Here is an 18,358-nt window from a genome sequence, read left to right on the forward strand (position 1 = left end):
GGGAACAATGCCAATTCACCGGCATTATTGTTCTGGCAGACGTGTGACCGCTACTCAGGCAGGGGCGGGGCCCGGGCGGAATTTCTCTGGCGGAAAGCGCCCTGTCGCGGTTGCCGTGCGGCGCGCGCCTCTGTATTGCCGGATGAGGGCCGTGCCCGTTCACAAAGCCGCAATTCCCAGCCAGGGAGGACCATTTGAGCGAGCCTGAAGGACTGGACGAGAAAACCGGGGCGGAAGCCGCCGACGGTCTGGGCATTTATGACGAGGATGGCGTCGTCTCCGCGCCGTTCCTGGCCCATATCGGCGCAGCCATAGCCGACCGGGACACGATCACCCTCAGACAAGAGGTGAGTTCGCTCCACCAGTCCGAAATCGGCGATCTGCTCGAAGCCCTCCTGCCGGATCAGCGCCTCGCGCTGGTCGTGCTGATGGGCGACGATTTCGACTATACGGCGCTGACCGAGGTCGATGAGGCGATCCGTCTCGAAATTCTCGAAAACCTGCCCAATGCGCAGGTCGCGCGCGCCGTCGAACAGCTCGATTCGGATGACGCCGTCTACATTCTGGAAGATCTGGAACAGTCCGATCAGGACGAGATTCTCGCCCAGCTTCCGTTCACCGAGCGGGTGCGGCTGCGCCGGTCGCTTGGCTACCCGGACGAAACCGCCGGCCGGCGCATGCAGACGGAATTCGTCGCCGTGCCGCCGTTTTGGACCGTCGGCCAGACCATCGACTACATGCGCGAGGAGCAGAACCTTCCGGAGAGCTTTTCGCAGATATTCGTCATCGATCCGACCTTCCGCCTCGTGGGCGCGGTCGATCTCGACCGCATCCTGCGCACCGGGCGGGGCACCAAGATCGAAGACATCATGCGGGAGACGCGCCACGCCATTCCGGCCACGATGGATCAGGAAGAGGCGGCGCAGATCTTTGAAAAATACGATCTTCTGTCCGCCGCCGTCGTGGACGACAATGAGCGCCTCGTGGGTGTCCTGACCATTGATGACGTGGTCGACGTCATCCAGCAGGAGGCCGAGGAGGATCTTCTGCGCCTTGGCGGCGTGGGTGATGAAGAACTCTCCGACCGCGTGTGGACGGCCGCGCGCTCGCGCGTGCCATGGCTGATGGTGAACCTCATCACCGCTTTCCTTGCAGCGTCGGTGATCGGCCTGTTCGACGACACGATCGAAAAAGTGGTGGCGCTCGCCATCCTGATGCCCATCGTCGCCGGTATGGGCGGCAATGCCGGCTCGCAGACCATGACGGTCACCGTGCGCGCGCTCGCCACCCGCGACATCGATATCTACAATGCCGGTCGCATCATCCGTCGTGAGATGGGCGTCGGCGTGTTCAACGGCATCGTTTTCGCGATTTTGATCGGCGCTGTCGCCGCCGCGTGGTTCCAGGATTACAATCTGGGCGGCATCATCGCCGCCGCCATGATCATCAACATGTTCGTGGCGGCGCTTGGCGGCATTCTCATCCCGCTTCTGCTCGACCGGGTAGGGGCCGATCCGGCCGTCGCCTCGGCCGTCTTCGTGACGGCCGTGACGGATGTGGTGGGTTTCTTCGCCTTCCTCGGTCTGGCGACCTGGTGGTTTGGGGTCTAGTAGAGCAATTCCAGGAAAAGCGGGAACCGCATTTCCGCCCGGAATTGCTCAGGCCGGAACGGCTGCCATGGCCGAGCGGCGCGCGCGATAGAGAATGAAGAACGCGATGGCCACATTGCCCAGGTTCCATGCGATCCCGTTGAGGAACGCCGCCTGGTAGGAGCCGGTCAGATCGTAGATCCAGCCCGACATCCAGCCGCCCAGCGCCATGCCGATAATGGTCGCCATGATCACCACGCCCATGCGCTGGCCCGCTTCGCGCGCCGGCAGATATTCGCGCACGATGATCGCGTAGCTCGGAATGATGCCGCCCTGCGACAGGCCGAAGATGAACGACACCATGTAGAGCGAAGCGAGCCCGTTGAACGGAATGTAGAGAAGCAGCGAAAGGCCCTGTAGCACGGAGCCGAGCAGCAGTGTCGGCACGCCGCCGATTTTGTCTGCGAGCACGCCGGAGATCAGGCGGCTTGCAATGCCCGCGCCCAGCATCAGCGACAGCATTTCCGCGCCGCGCGCAATGTCGTAGCCCAGATCGATGCAGTAGGCGACGATGTGCACCTGTGGCATCGACATGGCGACACAGCAGCCGAGACCGGCCAGAACGAGCAGGCTCTGAAGCGCGCGCGGCGACAGGTCGATGGGGCGTCGTCCGCCCGGTCGCCGCGCCTGTGCGCCCGGCATTTCATCCGCCTCCTGCACGACAGGCTTTGCGCGCATCAGGAGCGCCAGCGGCACGATGCTGACAATGCAGAAAATGCCAATGCCCAGAAAGGTCACGCGCCAGCTCGTGTGTTCCAGCGCAAGCTTGATGACGGTCGGCCACAGGACACCGGACAGGTAATTGCCGCAGGCCACCGCCGCCACCGCGATGCCGCGGCGCTTTTCGAACCAGTGCGAAATGTCCGCCAGAAGCGGCCCGAAACAGGCCGCGCCGCCCAGTCCGATCAGAACCTGAAGGATGACAAATTGCCAGAGCGCGGTCGTGAAACCGGAGAGGATGAAGCCTGCGCCCAGCGCCGCACCGGCAATCGCCACCGGCATCGCCACGCCGGTCCGGTCGGCAAAGCGCCCAAGAAGCACATTGCCCAGCGCAAATCCGACCATCGCGCTTGTATAGGGCAGGGATGCCGCCGCGCGGTCGACGCCAAACTCTGCTTGAATGGGCGGCAGAACCACGACAAAGGCCCAGAGCCCCACAGTGCCGAAGGTGCCGATCAGGATCGCGATCGTCATCCGGAACCAGGCATAGGGTCCGTCAATCGCGTTGTCGCCGGCGCTGTAGAGGCTGCGCAAATGCACGTCTTGTCATCCTTGCTCGTGAGAGGCGTCCATATGCGCCTGCCGAAACAGGTTCGATCCTGAACAGCTATTCTCATAGCGCGTGGCGATGCGCCACCGTAGGGCCAGTCGCCCTGTCATGCCTGTCCATGCCCGCGCGCCCCGCCATGGCATACGGGCCGTATACCCCGCCAGCACAAAGCCTGGAGCGGGACAGCACAAGTGTCTCTCCTGTCTAAAGGATAATGGTGCACAGCGGAAAATTGACTTTTACGTAAGGGCCGTGGCAGTTTACGTGCCCGCTGCGCGCTTTAAGGGAATCGACTGAAGTGGATGGCGGGTCTTGATGGTTTGCTGGTCCGGCGTGATCGGCTTTCTGTCGAACACGATAAATCGCGGCATATTCCTGGGGGCGCCGGTTGATGAACGACCGGGCAGGGGGCCGGAAGCAAAGGGCGAAAAGCCATGCGCGACTATTATTCCATCACCGAGCTGACGCGTGAGTTCGGCATATCCACCAGAACGCTTCGCTTCTATGAGGATGAAGGGCTGATCAAGCCCGTGCGTCGTGGGCGCACCCGTCTTTACCGCCCGTCCGACCGGCATCTGGTGCGCCAGATCCTGCGCGGGCGCAGCATCGGTTTTTCCATCGCCGAAATCCGCGAGATCATCGATGTCTACAAGGCGCCGCCCGGCGAGATTGGCCAGCTCAAGCTCATGCTGGCGCGCATTTCGGAAAAGCAGCAGGATCTGCGCCAGAAGCGCCGTGATCTTGAAGACACGCTCGATGAGTTAAGCCGCGCGGAAGAGTCCTGCGTGGAGCGCCTTGCCGAGCTCGGCGTCAACACCTGACGCCCAAGCCGCCTCAGAACCAGCGGCGCACCCGCTTCTGATAATCCCGGTATTTCTTGCCGAACCGCAGGCCGAGATGCTTTTCCTCGGGCTCGATGGCCAGTTTCTGCGTCAGGAAGCAGGCGACGATGAGGCTCGCGAAAAACCACGCATTTCCCGCCACAAGCCCGATGCCCGCCGTCAGCATGGAATTGCCGAGATAGATCGGGTTGCGGCTGAATGAGAAGGGGCCGCTCGTCACCAGCGTGTCTGCGCCGCGCGTCGGCAGGATCGCCGTGCCCGCCCTGTGCAGCGTGCGCATGGCCTGCAGGTCGATGAACACGAAGCCTGCGATCAGCAGCCAGCCGATGGCGAACAGAAGATCGGAAAGCGGCGGCCCGATCCACGGCAGGGGATAGAAAATGCCAAGCACCGCCGCGATCACGATGGCCGAGAGATAAATCACCGGTGGCCAGGGAAAGCACGCCGGTCGCTGTTCATGGTCGTTCATTCGAAGTGTCCCGCTCCGTAAAATCGCTCCCCGTTTCAGCGGTCATAGTGCATTCGGCAGCGATTTCACTCAAGCGGCTTTGCGTTTCCATTCCCGGCGTTGATGTCATCAGCGCATCCAGCCGGCCTTCCACCTTCAGCGTATCGGTAAAGCAAGCGCAATATGCGGTGCAGAAAGCCTCGTCGCGGCTCTCAAGGCACTGGCTCGCACAGGCCTTGGTGAAGCGGATCTCGGCGGGCTCCACTGCCGACGGCCAGATCTGCGCCAGCACCCACACGCAGCCGATCAGCACCGGCTGATGCAGCAGATAGAAGGCGAGGCTGTGCCGGCCCGCAAAGGTGAATGGCGCATGCCAGCGCGCCGGCTTCATCAGCGAGAGCCAGTTGAGGAAGCCGCTGTCGCGGGCGATGCGCGCCGCCGCGATCCCGGCGAGCGTGGCCGCAAACCACGGAAACAGCGGCACATAATCGTTGGAAGGGGGGCGGAACGTCGAAAGGCCAACCCACCAAAGCGCCGGCGTGTCGAAAAAAGCCGAGCGCAGGAAATGGGGTGCCGCCGCTACAAGTGCTGCCAGAGCAAGAAGGCTCCATGCCGGAAAGCGCAGAAACGCCAGGCCGAGCAGGCTCGCAAGCGCGATGTGATGGAGAATGCCGAAGAAGATGAAGCCCGAGGGAAAGGCGAACCATGTGGCAAGCGAAATGGCAGCCGCCGCACTGATAATCATCAACAGCCGCTTTGCGAAACTCCTCCAGCGAATCCCCTTCTCATGGGCGAGAAAAAGACCTACGCCGACCAGAAAGATGAACGATGTGGCGATGCTGCGGGCAAAGAGCTTCCAGCCGCCGGTTACGGTCGTTCCCGGCTCCATATAGCCGAAGAATTCGAGGTCCCACCCGAAATGGTAGACAGCCATGGCGAAGAGGGCGATACCGCGCGCAATGTCGATGGCTTCGATGCGCGTCTTCCCTGCCGCCCGATGCCGCATATATGCTCCGCCCCTGAAAAATGACTGTTATGTGTTGTGCTTATATTAGTCGGCGCTAAAAGTGGCCGAAAGACGGAGAGGGTTTCTATGCACATGGTTGAAGCAAACGGCGCGTCCATTCCTGCTCTGGGAATGGGAACCTGGACCTTGAAGGGGCAGACCTGCGCTGATCTCGTCACCCACGCGCTGAAGTCCGGATACCGGCACATCGACACCGCAGCGGCTTATGAGAACGAGGAAGCCGTGGGCGCCGGCCTGCGCGCATCGGGGCTCGCGCGCGAAGAAATTTTCGTCACCACCAAGGTCTGGTGGACCAATATCGGCGCTGGCGACCTCGAACGGTCTGCAGAAGAGAGCTGTGCGCGGCTCGGTCTCGGCCATGTCGACCTCTTGCTCATTCACTGGCCGAACCCCGATGTCGCTCTGTCCGAAAGCATTGCGGCGCTCAACCGTGTGCGTGAGAGCGGGCTTGCCCGCCATATCGGCGTTTCCAATTTCCCGACCGCGCTTCTTGCCGAGGCCGTGCGCCTGTCGGATGCGCCGCTGGTGGCCAATCAGGTGGAGTATCACCCCTATCTCGATCAGGAGAAGGTGTATCAGGCATGCCGCGACGCTGGCATGGCCATGGTCTCCTATTGTCCGCTGTCGCGTGGTGGCGATCTTTTCGCACAGCCTGCAATTGCCGATGCAGCCGCGCGTCATGGCAAGACCCCGGCGCAGATCGTGCTTCGCTGGCATGTCCAGCAGGAAGGCGTCGTTGCCATTCCCCGCACCACCAATCCGGATCGCCTGATCGAGAATGCAGGCATTTTCGACTTCGCGTTGAGCGGTGAAGAAATGGTTGCCGTTTCCGCACTGCGTAAACGCGGCTATCGCATATGCGATTATGACTTCTCACCGGTCTGGGATATGGCCTGAATACGGCCTTGCGCAACGGGTTAACCCTGCGTTAGCTGGTCTTGAATAGTTTACTTGCGGTTGTCGTCGGTCACGCGTCCGCGCGGCGAGAGACAACATGCCTTTGGGGGAAGGTGGACGGCGTATGTTGCAGGTGTCAGACGTCCCGGGAAAGGGGCCCACCGATATTGCCAGCACGATCGCAAGTTCCATGCGTCGCATGGGGGTTAGCGGTCTGCCGCGCAACTACGAGATTTTCTATGAGGTGTTCACCGGCTCCAACCGCGATCTCGTGCGCGAGTTCGAGGCGCTGAACGGCCGTCCCACGCAGGAAGCGCTGGACAAGCTTTCCCTGAAATATTTCACCCAGAACAAGCGACAGGCAGTTGTCGAGAGCGCACAGGAGCAGATCGCAGCCCGTGCGCAGGACATTCTCTCGCTTCTGGGGCGCGAGCGCAGTTCGCTGGAAAAATTCGGCGTCATTCTCGATCAGACCTCCAATGGCCTGAGCGGGCGCGATCTCTCGCACGACATTCTGCGCAAGATCGTCGGCATCATGGCGGCCGCCACCGAGACCACGATCCAGCAGGGGCGGCAGATCAGCCAGGCGATGGAGGAGAAGTCCAACGAGCTGGAAGAGATGCGCACCAAGCTCGCCCAGTACAAGAAGCTCGCCGACACCGATCCGCTGACCAGGATCTGGAACCGGCGTGCCTTCGACAAGCGCATGGCGGATGTCTATGACGACCAGCGCTCGGTCATGTTCCACGCGCTGATCCTTGCAGACATTGATGGCTTCAAGGCGTTCAACGATCACTATGGTCATCCGGTGGGCGACCGGATTCTTCAGGGCGTTGCACAGATCCTCAAGACACAGTCGACCACAGACTGCTTCGTTGCGCGCACCGGCGGCGAGGAATTCGCCATTATTGTCGAGGGGTTATCGGAAGAAGCGACCATGAAGGTTGCAGAAGCCATACGTCTCGCCGTGGAAAAGGCGGAGTTCGTCATCGGGGCCGGCGTTCGCAATTACGGCCCCATCCACATCTCGCTCGGCGTGTGCATGGCGGCAGACGCCGGCGATGCCGAAGAGCTCTACGCAAAGGCCGATCAGGCGCTTTACGCGTCGAAAGTCGACGGTCGAAACCGGGCAACGCTCTTCTCGCGGATCCCCAAGGGGAAGTTCACGAAGAACTGGCTTCTTTACAGGCAGGACTGAGGGTTAAGTCCAGGCATTGCGCCGCACGCATTTTGTTAAATTTTGCCTACACTTTGACGGGTAAGACGTCGAATTCCAACCGATCTGTGCTAAACGGAGAGGCAAGGGGCGATTTGCGCGCGATTCATGTCGCTGCTTTCCATTCAAGTGAGGATACTGACCATGTTGAAGAAATCCATCGCTGTTGCGCTCGTGGCGGGCTTTGCCGCCGGCTGCGTGACCAGCACAGACCCGTATACCGGTCAGCAGAAGATCTCCAACACGGCCGGCGGCGCAGGGCTCGGCGCGCTGGCGGGTGCGGGCATTGGACTTCTGGCTGGTGGCGATGACCGCCGCAATGCGCTGATCGGCGCCGGCATCGGTGCGCTCGCCGGCGGCGCCATTGGCTCCTATATGGACCAGCAGGAAGCGCAGCTTCGCGGCCAGCTTCAGGGCACGGGCGTGAGCGTCACCCGTCAGGGCGACTACATCATCCTCAACATGCCGTCGAACATCACCTTCGCAACCGATTCGTCGACCATCCAGCCGGCGTTCTACTCCACGCTGAATTCGGTGGCGCTGGTGCTCAACAAGTACAACCGCACCCTCGTCGACGTGTTCGGCTTCACCGATTCCACCGGCAGCCCGAGCTACAACATGGACCTGTCGCAGCGTCGCGCCAGCTCAGTTGCCAGCTACCTGATCTCGCAGGGCGCGGCCAGCCAGCGCTTCGCGGTCATCGGTCGTGGCGAGAGCCAGCCGATTGCGTCCAACGCAACGCCGGAAGGCCGCGCACAGAACCGTCGCGTGGAAATCCGTCTGTCGCCGCTCACCGGCGCCTGATCGAGCACACAGCGGTCATACGCAAAAAGAAAAGCCGCCGGCGCATCGCCGGCGGCTTTTTTCGTGTCCGTTATAAGGTCGCGCGGTCAGCCGGCGGCGATGGCGGCAGCGATCCGCGCGGCAAGGCGGGCATTGTTCTTCACCAGCGCAATGTTGGTGGTGAGGCTTGCGCCATCGGTCAGCTCCAGAATGCGGGCCAGCAGGAACGGCGTCACATCCTTGCCCGAAATGCCCTTTTCGGTCGCCTCCTTCTGGGCGGTGGCGATGTATCCGGCCATCACGTCGGCAGCGATTTCCTCATCCGCCGGAACCGGGTTGGCAATCAGCATTCCGCCGTCGATGCCAAGCGCCCTGCGCGTTGCCTGGAAACGGGCAATCGCCTCGGCCGTGTCGAGCCGCAGCGGCGCGGTGTAGGGCGACTGGCGCGACCAGAAAGCCGGCATCGTGTCGGTGCCATAGGCCACGACCGGCACGCCGCGCGTCTCCAGAACCTCGAGCGTCTTTTCCGTGTCGAGAATGGCCTTGGGGCCAGCCGAAACGACGATCACCGGCGTCTGGGCCAACTCGTCCAGATCGGCGGAAATGTCGAAGCTCGTCTCCGCGCCCTTGTGAACGCCGCCAATGCCGCCGGTGGCGAAAACCGGGATGCCGGCCATCTGCGCGGCAATCATGGTCGCGGCCACCGTGGTGCCGCCGCTCTTGCCTTCGGCAATGGCGAAGGCGAGGTCGGCGCGCGACAGCTTCATCGGATCCTTGGCCTGCGCCAGCGCCTCGCGCTCATGGTCGGAAAGGCCGACCTTCAGCCGCCCGTCGATCACGGCGATGGTGGCGGGAACAGCACCTTCTTCACGGATCAGAGCCTCCACGTCGCTCGCCATCTCATTGTTGCGCGGCCACGGCATGCCATGGGTGATGATGGTGCTTTCCAGAGCCACCACCGGCTTGCCGGCGGCAAGGGCTTCGGCGACGGGCGCGTGGATGTCGATAATGTTCTTGGACTGCACGGGGGAGGCTCCTTTATGAAACTGGTTGCGGCGCGGGCACCCGCTCAAGCGCCGCATGGAAGGCGGTATCGTCGAATTCCGGCGCTGCCGAGGCGCTGGCGATCACAAGTCCGGACGCCGCGACGCCCTCGCGCACGGCCTGCGGCAAGGGCGTTCCGCGCATCAGCGCCGTCAGCGTCGCGCCGGTCAGCGCATCGCCGGCACCGGTCACGTCCACGATCTCATCGATCCGCGGCGGCGTTATCTGCCACAGCCCTTCGGGGGTGAAAATCATGACCGATCCGCCACCCCCGGTGATCACGCCGGCGCTTAGGCCAAGCGCGCGCAGCGCCTCGATGGCGCGGGGAAGGGCGGCCTCGTCATCAAGGCCTGCAAGGCTGCGCGCCTCGCGCACATTCATGAAGAGAACGGCGATCTGCGGAAAACTGGCGGTCAGCCGCCCCGCCTTTGCGGGCGAGACCGCGATGGCGTAGAGCGGCGCGCCGGCCCGGATCTCCGCAAGTCTGGCCACCGCATCTTCAGGCATGTTGGCGTCGCACAGGATCGCATCGGCCTGTTCGGCGGCATGCCGCGCCTTCGAGCGGCGCATCTGTTTGGGAAAGGCCGTATCGTAAAGCGCCATGTCCGCGAACCCGGTGATCAGCTCGCCATCATGGTCGAGGATCGCCGTATAGCTGGGCGTCGCGCGGTCGAGAAACGTGGCGGAGAGGTCCTCAAAGCCCGCATCCTCGATGGCGCGCGCCACGGCGCTGCCGGCTGCATCGCCGCCACGAAGAGACATGAGCGACACCGCAGCGCCGCGTCGGCTCGCGATGCGCGCCGCATTGAAGATGCCGCCGCCCACTTCTTCGCTCATCCGTCCGGGGTTGGATGTGGCGGGAATGTGCGGCGCATTAAGGCGTCCGCGCCGGTCCGGATGCGCGCCGCCAATGGCCAGCAGGCGAGGGGTTTTATCCGCGTTCATGGCGCTCTCCCGCGAATCGAAATGCGCCCCCGCAATCCCCTTCGCCGCCACGGCCTTCCTGAGCGGCAGAGAGGCTGTCCGGCATGTTGTTGCGCGTACAAAAATAGAACAAATCTGGTTTGTCTATGTTTTTCAATATTTTGGTGCCTATTGCAAAAGTAGAACAAAAGAGGTACAGATAATCATCGCGGATTTGGCGGAACCGCCTCCATTGACCTCGAAGGGGTGTTGTATCATGGCTCAGAATTCATTGCGGCTTGTAGAGGATAATTCGGTGGACAAAACCAAGGCTCTGGACGCGGCGCTATCGCAGATTGAACGGTCCTTCGGCAAGGGCTCGATCATGCGGCTCGGCGCCAACGATCAGGTGGTCGAGATCGAGACCATCTCCACCGGGTCTCTGGGCCTCGATATTGCTCTGGGCGTGGGCGGTCTGCCGCGCGGCCGTATTATCGAGATTTATGGCCCGGAAAGCTCCGGTAAGACGACACTCGCGCTGCACACGGTGGCCGAGGCGCAGAAGAAGGGCGGCATTTGCGGCTTCATCGACGCCGAGCATGCGCTCGATCCGGTCTATGCCCGCAAACTGGGCGTCGATCTGGAAAACCTTCTCATTTCGCAGCCCGACACGGGCGAGCAGGCGCTTGAGATCTGTGACACGCTGGTGCGCTCCGGCGCGCTCGACGTGATCGTGGTCGACTCGGTCGCCGCGCTGACGCCGCGGGCCGAAATCGAAGGCGAGATGGGCGATTCCCTGCCAGGCATGCAGGCCCGCCTGATGAGCCAGGCGCTGCGCAAGCTCACCGCTTCCATTTCGCGCTCCAAGACCATGGTCATCTTCATCAACCAGATCCGCATGAAGATCGGTGTGATGTTCGGCTCGCCCGAGACGACGACGGGCGGTAACGCGCTGAAATTCTACTCCTCGGTCCGTCTCGACATTCGCCGCATCGGCTCCGTCAAGGACCGTGACGAAGTGGTCGGCAACCAGACCCGCATCAAGGTGGTGAAGAACAAGATGGCTCCGCCCTTCAAGCAGGTCGAGTTCGACATCATGTATGGCGAGGGCGTGTCCAAGACCGGCGAGCTGGTCGACCTTGGCGTGAAGGCCGGGATCGTCGAGAAGTCGGGCGCATGGTTCTCCTACAATTCCCAGCGTCTGGGGCAGGGGCGTGAAAACGCCAAGCAGTTCCTGCGCGACAATCCCGAGGCGGCGCAGGAGATCGAGCTGGCGCTGCGCCAGAATGCCGGTCTCATCGCCGAAAAATTCCTTGAGGATGGCGGCCCCGGCGACCAGGATGGCGCTGACGATTGATAATTTGAGTGACGCCGACTGTCGGATGTGACCGTTGGCTGACTGTGAAAGACAAGACACCGCCGCTCGCCGGCGGTGTTTTTTTGTGTAAAGCCCGCATGATGTGCGCTGGCTTACGGGATTTCTGGACACGTCCCGGTGCTGGCGTTAAAAGGCGGACTTCTATTCCCCGCACCCTTGGACGGGCTTCTCGCAAAGGCTGAAACATGAGTGGCGTCAACGACATCCGGTCGACCTTTCTCGACTATTTCAAGAAAAACGGTCATGAGATCGTGGCCTCCGGCCCGCTCGTGCCGCGCAACGATCCGACCCTCATGTTCACCAATGCGGGCATGGTGCCGTTCAAGAACGTGTTCACCGGTCTGGAAACGCGGCCCTATGATCGCGCGGTAACGGCGCAGAAATGCGTGCGCGCCGGCGGCAAGCACAACGATCTCGACAATGTCGGCTACACGGCCCGCCATCATACCTTCTTCGAGATGATGGGCAATTTCTCCTTCGGCGACTATTTCAAGGACCGCGCCATCGAATTGGCCTGGAACCTGGTCACCAGGGAATTCGGCCTCGATGCAAAGCGCCTTCTGGTCACCGTCTACCACACGGATGACGAGGCAGCCGAGTTCTGGAAGAAGATCGCCGGCCTGCCGGATGAGCGCATCATCCGCATCGCCACCAACGACAATTTCTGGGCCATGGGCGATACCGGCCCGTGCGGTCCGTGCTCGGAAATTTTTTACGATCACGGCGAGGACATCCCCGGCGGTCCGCCCGGAAGCCCGGATGAGGATGGCGACCGCTTCATCGAGATCTGGAATCTCGTCTTCATGCAGTTCGAGCAGCTGACGCCGGAAGAGCGGGTCAACCTGCCGCGTCCGTCCATCGATACGGGCATGGGGCTTGAGCGCGTCGCAGCCGTTCTGCAGGGCGTGCATGACAATTACGACATCGACCTGTTCCGCGCGCTGATCCACGCTTCGGAAGAGGCCACCGGCGTCAAGGCGCAGGGCGCGCAGCATGCCAGCCACAAGGTCATCGCCGACCATTTGCGCGCCGCGAGCTTCCTCATTGCCGATGGCGTTCTGCCGTCCAATGAAGGCCGCGGCTATGTGCTGCGCCGCATCATGCGCCGCGCCATGCGTCACGCCCAGCTTCTCGGTTCGAAGGAGCCGCTCATGTGGCGTCTCGTGCCGGCGCTGGTGCGCGAGATGGGCCGCGCCTATCCCGAGCTGGTGCGCGGCGAGCCGCTCATCACCGAAACGCTCAAGCTCGAGGAAACCCGTTTCCGCAAGACGCTCGCGCGCGGTCTCACGCTTCTCTCCGACGCCACCAGCGACATGGACGAGGGCGACCGGCTCGATGGCGAGACCGCCTTCAAACTCTATGACACCTATGGCTTCCCGCTCGATCTGACGCAGGATGCGCTGCGCCAGCGCGGCATCCATGTCGATCTCACCGGCTTCAATGACGCGATGGAGCGTCAGAAGGCCGAGGCGCGGGCCAACTGGGCCGGTTCCGGCGAGGCCGCAACCGAGGCCGTCTGGTTCGCCGTCAAGGACAAGACCGGTGGCAGCGACTTCCTCGGCTATGAAACCGAAGAGGCCGAGGGCGTGGTTTCGGCTCTCGTGCGCGATGGGGCGATGGTCGAGCACGCCAGCGATGGCGACGAGGTGATCGTCGTCACCAACCAGACGCCGTTCTACGGTGAGTCCGGTGGCCAGGTGGGCGACACCGGCGTGATTGCCGGAGAGGGCTTCTCCATCGCCATTGGCGACACCCAGAAGAAGGGCGACGGTCTGCTGGTTCACATGGGCCGCGTCGAGGGTGGTCAGGTCAAGGTCGGCGATGTCGTCGCGCTGAAGGTCGATCACGTGCGCCGTCGCCGCGTACGCGCCAACCATTCGGCAACACATCTCCTGCACGAGGCGCTGCGCGAGGTTCTGGGCTCGCATGTGGCGCAGAAGGGCTCGCTGGTCGCGCCCGAGCGTCTGCGCTTCGACTTCTCGCACCCCAAGCCCATCACCGAGGCCGAGCTTGCCCGCGTGGAAGACATCGCAAACCGCATCGTTCTCCAGAACGCGCCGGTCGAAACGCACCTCATGGCCGTCGATGACGCCATCGAGGCTGGCGCAATGGCGCTGTTCGGCGAAAAATATGGCGACGAGGTTCGCGTCGTCTCCATGGGCACCGCGCAGGATGGCGAGAAGGAAGGCAAGACCTATTCGCTTGAACTGTGTGGCGGCACCCATGTGACGGCGACCGGAGATATCGGCCTGATCCGCATCGTCTCCGAAGGCGCGGTCGCCGCCGGTGTTCGTCGTCTCGAGGCGCTCACGGGCGAAGCTGCCCGCCATTATCTTGGCGAGCAGGAGCAGCAGCTGAAGCGCGCCGCCGGCGCGCTGAAGGTCGCGCCCGCCGATGTGCCCGCCCGTCTGGAAGCCGTGCTTGAAGAGCGCCGCAAGCTGGAGCGCGAGTTGAGCGAAGCCCGCCGCAAACTCGCCCTTGGCGGCGGTGGTTCCGCCTCGGATGGCGGCGCGGAGACGGTTGCCGGCGTTGGCTTCATGGGCCGCGTGGTCGATGGCATTTCGCCCAAGGATCTGAAGCCGCTCGCCGATGATGGCAAGGCGTCGCTGGGGTCGGGCGTCACCGTGTTCGTCGGCACGTCGGATGAAGGCAAGGCCAGCGTCGTGGTGGGCGTCACCAAGGATCTGGTCGACCGCTTCAGCGCTGTCGATCTCGTGCGCGTCGCGTCTGCCGCCATTGGCGGCAAGGGCGGCGGCGGTCGTCCCGACATGGCGCAGGCCGGTGGTCCCGATGGCTCGAAGGCCGCCGAAGCCATTGCCGCAGTCAAGGCGGCGATGGAAGGCTGATTGGCCGCCAGCTCTGAAAACACGTGAACATCAAGCGCCGCGCGTCCCGACGGATGCGCGGCGTTTTTGTATCCGGCTCAGGCGTTGCGTGTGCCGCTGGCGCTGCGCGCGCGGTGCCTTTTCACCGCCCGCCACATCAGCACGCCCAGGAGCAGCGTCACGGCGGCCGCGCCGATCAGCCAGCCCAGATTGGCCAGAAGTTCGGCAATTCCGGCGATGGAGCGGCTGAAGGCATAGCCGATCGACAGATAACCGATGATCCACACGCTTTCGCCCGCAACATCCCAGAACAGGAACTTGCCCCAGTGATAGCGCGCCAGCCCGCTGGTCAGGTTGATCCATGGCCCGAGAGGGCTCACCAGCCAGCGGCTGAAGAAAACGCCGAACCCGCCCCATCTGGCCGAAAAACGCTCCGCCCGGGCGAAGCTTCCGGTCTCGGACGTTCCGCCTTTGAACACGCGGTCCAGCAGGCTGCGTCCGCCAAAGCGCGCAACCGCATAGCTCAACTGGTCGCCGAGCACTGCGCCCGCAAGTGCCCAGGCGAAAACCTGGGTCGGCGTCAGGTCGCCATCGGCAATCAGCGCGCCCGCTGTCATCAGAAGGATCGAGGTGGGAAGCGGAACGCCAAACTGGCCAGCCGCGAGGATCACGCAGATGCCGGGCAGGCCGTAAAGCGCGAAAAGAGCAAGGATCTCCTCTGTCACTGCGCCGTTTCCCCGCCCTCGGCACGCAGTGTCTCCACAGCCTGCTCCACCTCGCGGACAAGGGCAGTGGCCGGAACCTCACGCTCCCTCGCGATCTGCGCGATGCTGCGCCGGTCATGGTTCTCCACCGAAAGGTCGAGCAGGCCGCGCAACTCCTGCGGCGGCACCTCCCATGAGCGGGCGACATAGCCAATCGTCATCCACTCCTCGACGGGCACCGAACGATGGCTCGACCAGTAGGCGTAGAAGGCGACGGTGCGCACGGCCAGAAACAGCGTGACGAGCAGGGCAACGCAGAAGGCGATGAAGAGCAGCCTGTTGTGCTGCCACAGGGATTTTATCGCGCCGCGCATGCATCGCCCCAGAGTGATTGCCGTTCACCTTATCTCGCAGGGATGGGGCGCATATGTCGAGTGCAAAGAGGCACAATGTCCGGCTTTCGACATCTTGCATTTCCTGCGCTTCGCCGGTGGCGCATTCATTGCTCAAATTTAAATGTTCACGTAATGTTCTTTTTGATTCCGGCTAAAATAAAGGAATATGCCATGATCAAAGGGAGCTGCTGTTGCGGAGCCGTTAAGTTCGAGTTGCTGGCGAAGCCATCCATGATGGGCACCTGCCACTGCTCGCGATGTCGAAAAGTCGGCGCCAGCACCATCGCTTTCATAAAGCGCGAAGACCTGAAATGGCTTGAGGGCCGGGAGAATGTCGCGCTCTACGAGCCGGGACCGCCTTATCAGTATGGGCGCTGTTTCTGCAGTGTTTGCGGAACGTCCCTTGGCGAGATCCTGTCGGAAAGTGAAACCTTCCCCATCGCCGCGAACGCGCTGGACACGGAGATCGACCTCAAGGTCAAGTTCCACGAGTTCACCTCCGAAAAGCCGGGCTGGTATGAGATCTGCGACGAGGCTCCGCAGTTCGAGGGGCATCCTCCCTCATAACCTGTTGAGCCATTTCGGGATCGTCGGCCTGCCGGGCCGCCTGCGCCCCGCCATCGATGCGCAAAAAGAAACGGCCGGAACGCGAGGTTCCGGCCGTTTTGATCTTCAATGCGCGCTGAATGCGCGAAGAGCTGCCTAGCTCATTGCCTTCTGAAGGTTCTCGTCGATCTTGTCGAGGAAGCCGGTGGTCGAGAGCCAGGGCTGGTCCGGACCGATCAGCAGCGCCAGATCCTTGGTCATGAAGCCCGATTCGACGGTGTCGATGCAGACCTGCTCAAGCGTCTGTGCGAACTGCGCCAGCTCCGCATTGTCGTCCAGCTTGGCGCGGTGGGCGAGGCCACGCGTCCAGGCGAAGATCGAAGCGATGGAGTTGGTCGAGGTTTCCTCGCCCTTCTGGTGCTGGCGGTAGTGGCGGGTCACCGTGCCGTGTGCGGCTTCGGCTTCAACCGTGTTGCCATCCGGCGTCATCAGAACCGAGGTCATCAGGCCGAGCGAGCCGAAGCCCTGCGCAACCGTGTCGGACTGCACGTCGCCATCGTAGTTCTTACAGGCCCAGACATAACCGCCCGACCACTTGAGAGCGGAAGCGACCATGTCGTCGATCAGGCGATGCTCGTACCAGATCTTGGCTTCCTTGAACTTCGCCTCGAACTCGGCCTCGTAGATCTCCTGGAACAGATCCTTGAAGCGGCCGTCATAGGCCTTGAGGATCGTGTTCTTCGTGGAGAGGTAGCAGGGAACCTTGCGCATCAGCGCGTAGTTCATCGAGGCGCGTGCGAAATCGCGGATCGAATCGTCGAGATTGTACATGGCCATGGCAACGCCGGAGGAGGGGGCGTCGAACACTTCGTGCTCGATCTCCTGGCCGTCGTCACCAACGAACTTGATCGTCAGCTTGCCCTTGCCGGGAAACTTGAAGTCGGTGGCGCGGTACTGGTCGCCGAATGCGTGACGGCCAACGATGATCGGCTGCGTCCAGCCCGGAACCAGGCGCGGAACGTTCTTCATGATGATCGGCTCGCGGAAGATCACGCCGCCGAGAATGTTGCGGATCGTGCCGTTCGGCGAACGGTACATGCGCTTCAGGCCAAATTCCTCGACGCGCGCCTCATCCGGGGTGATCGTCGCGCACTTCACGCCGACGCCGTATTCCTTGATCGCATTGGCTGCATCGACGGTGATCTGGTCGTCCGTGGCGTCACGGGATTCGATGCCCAGATCGTAATATTTCAGGTCGATGTCGAGATAGGGATGGATCAGCTTTTCCTTGATGAACTGCCAGATGATCCGGGTCATCTCATCGCCGTCGAGCTCGACGACTGGATTGTCCACCTTGATCTTACCCATGAAAAAGCTCCCAACTATAGAGTGTGAAACGACGCGGCGAAGACCGGCCGCGCAAAGGTCGGCTGCCCTATAGCACTCCTTGCAGAAAGCGCAAAGCGGGGAGGAATGTTTTACCCCTGGCGCCGCGTAACCACACGCGTGTCGCCGGCATGATGCGCCACTCTTCCCGCCGCGCGCGTGTCAGAAACGGTCCCTTGCAGCATCCGCGACAAAGTCCATCAGCGCGCGTATGCGCGCTGCGCGCCTTAAGGTCGGATGGGTGAGGAGCCACAGATCCACATCCAGCGCGGGAACGGCTTCCACACATTCCAGATCGGGATCGTCTGCGGCTGCATAGTCCGGCAGAACGGCGAGCCCGACGCCGTGCTTTGTAGCCGCCAGCATGCCCGGCGTCGCATTCACGCGCATGCGGCAGTTCTGCGCATGGCTTTCGGCCTTCATCCAGCTTTCCAGCGCCGCATAGCCCATATGGCGCTCCGGCCAGATCCAGCCGAGCGTCGATTTCCGCCATGGCCCGCCCAGCAGGCCGCGCCGCACATAAATCGACTGGCGGATCACGCCCAGCCTTCGCCCGACAAGGTGGCCGGGCGGTGCTGTCGCCGGTCTGATCGCGATGTCGGCCTCGCGCTCCGTCAGATCGAGCACGCTGTTTGAAAGAACGACATTCAGCTCGATCTCGGGAAACGCGCTGCAGAAACGGGCCAGAAGCGGCGCAAGGCAGAAGCCATGGAGCGCGTCCGTGCTGGTCACGCTCACCGTGCCGGAAGGCCGCAGGTCGCGTCCGATCACCTGCCGCTCCAGCGCATGCACCTCGGTCTCGACCCGGCCGGCCGCCGCAATCGCCTCTTCGCCCGCGGGTGTGGGCGCATAGCCATGGCGTGAGCGCTCGAACAGGGTCACCCCGATGCGACGCTCCATCTCGCCAAGCCTGCGAAACACGGTCGGGTGGCTGACGCCAAGCGCCTTGGCGGCCCCCGTCAGCGTGCCCGCGCGGCCCACCGCCAGCACCAGCCGCAGATTGTCCCATTCCAGCGCGTTGTTCATTTTTGCAAGCTCGGTTTCC

Annotated in this window: 17 protein-coding genes; 8 read left to right on the top strand and 9 right to left on the bottom strand. The window is 62.7% G+C overall.

What is annotated here, in order from left to right; translation table 11 throughout:
* Window positions 1–194 precede the first annotated feature (194 nt).
* On the top strand, window positions 195–1,610 hold the full coding sequence (gene mgtE / locus DEJ54_RS13275; protein ID WP_113154989.1) for a magnesium transporter: 1,416 nt from the start codon (window positions 195–197) through the stop codon (window positions 1,608–1,610).
* 48 nt (window positions 1,611–1,658) lie between these two features.
* On the opposite strand, the gene DEJ54_RS13280 is transcribed toward mgtE, so the two are convergent.
* Window positions 1,659–2,843 (bottom strand): MFS transporter, encoded by a 1,185-nt coding sequence (locus DEJ54_RS13280; RefSeq protein ID WP_113156267.1) that lies wholly within the window; start codon window positions 2,841–2,843, stop codon window positions 1,659–1,661.
* A 510-nt stretch (window positions 2,844–3,353) separates the two neighbouring features.
* Between DEJ54_RS13280 and DEJ54_RS13285 the strand changes: the two genes are divergently transcribed.
* Window positions 3,354–3,740 (top strand): MerR family DNA-binding transcriptional regulator, encoded by a 387-nt coding sequence (locus DEJ54_RS13285; RefSeq protein ID WP_113154990.1) that lies wholly within the window; start codon window positions 3,354–3,356, stop codon window positions 3,738–3,740.
* A gap of 13 nt (window positions 3,741–3,753) precedes the next feature.
* On the opposite strand, the gene DEJ54_RS13290 is transcribed toward DEJ54_RS13285, so the two are convergent.
* The gene (locus DEJ54_RS13290; RefSeq protein ID WP_113154991.1) at window positions 3,754–4,230 is read right to left on the bottom strand and encodes an isoprenylcysteine carboxylmethyltransferase family protein; all 477 of its coding nucleotides are present in this window, start codon (window positions 4,228–4,230) and stop codon (window positions 3,754–3,756) included.
* On the bottom strand, window positions 4,217–5,215 hold the full coding sequence (locus tag DEJ54_RS13295) for a heparan-alpha-glucosaminide N-acetyltransferase (protein WP_113154992.1): 999 nt from the start codon (window positions 5,213–5,215) through the stop codon (window positions 4,217–4,219). The genes DEJ54_RS13290 and DEJ54_RS13295 overlap by 14 nt, the downstream gene beginning before the upstream one ends.
* A gap of 87 nt (window positions 5,216–5,302) precedes the next feature.
* On the opposite strand from DEJ54_RS13295, the gene DEJ54_RS13300 reads away from it, so the two are divergent.
* The 3 genes from DEJ54_RS13300 to DEJ54_RS13310 all read left to right on the top strand — a co-directional run bounded on the left by DEJ54_RS13300 (window position 5,303) and on the right by DEJ54_RS13310 (window position 8,153).
* Window positions 5,303–6,133, top strand: coding sequence for an aldo/keto reductase (locus DEJ54_RS13300; RefSeq protein WP_113154993.1), 831 nt, complete (start codon window positions 5,303–5,305; stop codon window positions 6,131–6,133).
* 190 nt (window positions 6,134–6,323) lie between these two features.
* Entirely contained in the window at window positions 6,324–7,331 is a 1,008-nt protein-coding gene (locus DEJ54_RS13305; RefSeq protein ID WP_315900285.1) for a GGDEF domain-containing protein, read from the top strand.
* A gap of 162 nt (window positions 7,332–7,493) precedes the next feature.
* Complete coding sequence (locus DEJ54_RS13310; RefSeq protein WP_113154995.1) at window positions 7,494–8,153, top strand: OmpA family protein; 660 nt, start codon at window positions 7,494–7,496, stop codon at window positions 8,151–8,153.
* 86 nt (window positions 8,154–8,239) lie between these two features.
* Here the strand turns inward: DEJ54_RS13310 and DEJ54_RS13315 are convergent, their stop codons facing one another.
* On the bottom strand, window positions 8,240–9,157 hold the full coding sequence (locus DEJ54_RS13315) for a pseudouridine-5'-phosphate glycosidase (protein WP_113154996.1): 918 nt from the start codon (window positions 9,155–9,157) through the stop codon (window positions 8,240–8,242).
* 13 nt (window positions 9,158–9,170) lie between these two features.
* Entirely contained in the window at window positions 9,171–10,121 is a 951-nt protein-coding gene (locus DEJ54_RS13320; protein ID WP_113156268.1) for a carbohydrate kinase family protein, read from the bottom strand.
* Window positions 10,122–10,356: 235 nt separating this feature from the next.
* Between DEJ54_RS13320 and recA the strand changes: the two genes are divergently transcribed.
* Window positions 10,357–11,436 (top strand): recombinase RecA, encoded by a 1,080-nt coding sequence (recA, locus tag DEJ54_RS13325; RefSeq protein WP_113154997.1) that lies wholly within the window; start codon window positions 10,357–10,359, stop codon window positions 11,434–11,436.
* 206 nt (window positions 11,437–11,642) lie between these two features.
* Window positions 11,643–14,303 carry an alanine--tRNA ligase gene (gene alaS, locus DEJ54_RS13330; protein ID WP_113154998.1) on the top strand — a complete coding sequence of 887 codons (2,661 nt, stop codon included), beginning with the start codon at window positions 11,643–11,645 and terminating at the stop codon, window positions 14,301–14,303.
* Between the two features lie 77 nt (window positions 14,304–14,380).
* Here alaS and DEJ54_RS13335 read toward each other — a convergent pair whose 3' ends face one another.
* Complete coding sequence (locus tag DEJ54_RS13335) at window positions 14,381–15,007, bottom strand: DedA family protein (protein ID WP_113154999.1); 627 nt, start codon at window positions 15,005–15,007, stop codon at window positions 14,381–14,383.
* The gene (locus DEJ54_RS13340) at window positions 15,004–15,360 is read right to left on the bottom strand and encodes a hypothetical protein (protein ID WP_113155000.1); all 357 of its coding nucleotides are present in this window, start codon (window positions 15,358–15,360) and stop codon (window positions 15,004–15,006) included. The genes DEJ54_RS13335 and DEJ54_RS13340 overlap by 4 nt, the downstream gene beginning before the upstream one ends.
* A 192-nt stretch (window positions 15,361–15,552) precedes the next feature.
* On the opposite strand from DEJ54_RS13340, the gene DEJ54_RS13345 reads away from it, so the two are divergent.
* Window positions 15,553–15,948, top strand: a complete 396-nt coding sequence (locus tag DEJ54_RS13345; RefSeq protein WP_113156269.1) for a GFA family protein — start codon at window positions 15,553–15,555, stop codon at window positions 15,946–15,948.
* Window positions 15,949–16,083: 135 nt separating this feature from the next.
* Here the strand turns inward: DEJ54_RS13345 and DEJ54_RS13350 are convergent, their stop codons facing one another.
* Together DEJ54_RS13350 and DEJ54_RS13355 are read right to left on the bottom strand one after the other, a co-directional pair.
* Window positions 16,084–17,295 (bottom strand): NADP-dependent isocitrate dehydrogenase, encoded by a 1,212-nt coding sequence (locus DEJ54_RS13350; protein ID WP_113155001.1) that lies wholly within the window; start codon window positions 17,293–17,295, stop codon window positions 16,084–16,086.
* A 180-nt stretch (window positions 17,296–17,475) separates the two neighbouring features.
* Window positions 17,476–18,339, bottom strand: a complete 864-nt coding sequence (locus DEJ54_RS13355; protein WP_113155002.1) for a LysR family transcriptional regulator — start codon at window positions 18,337–18,339, stop codon at window positions 17,476–17,478.
* Between the last annotated feature and the right edge of the window lie 19 nt (window positions 18,340–18,358).

Origin of the sequence: Nitratireductor sp. OM-1, from assembly GCF_003296175.1 — a bacterium.
Classification (GTDB): Bacteria; Pseudomonadota; Alphaproteobacteria; order Rhizobiales; family Rhizobiaceae; genus Nitratireductor; species Nitratireductor aquimarinus.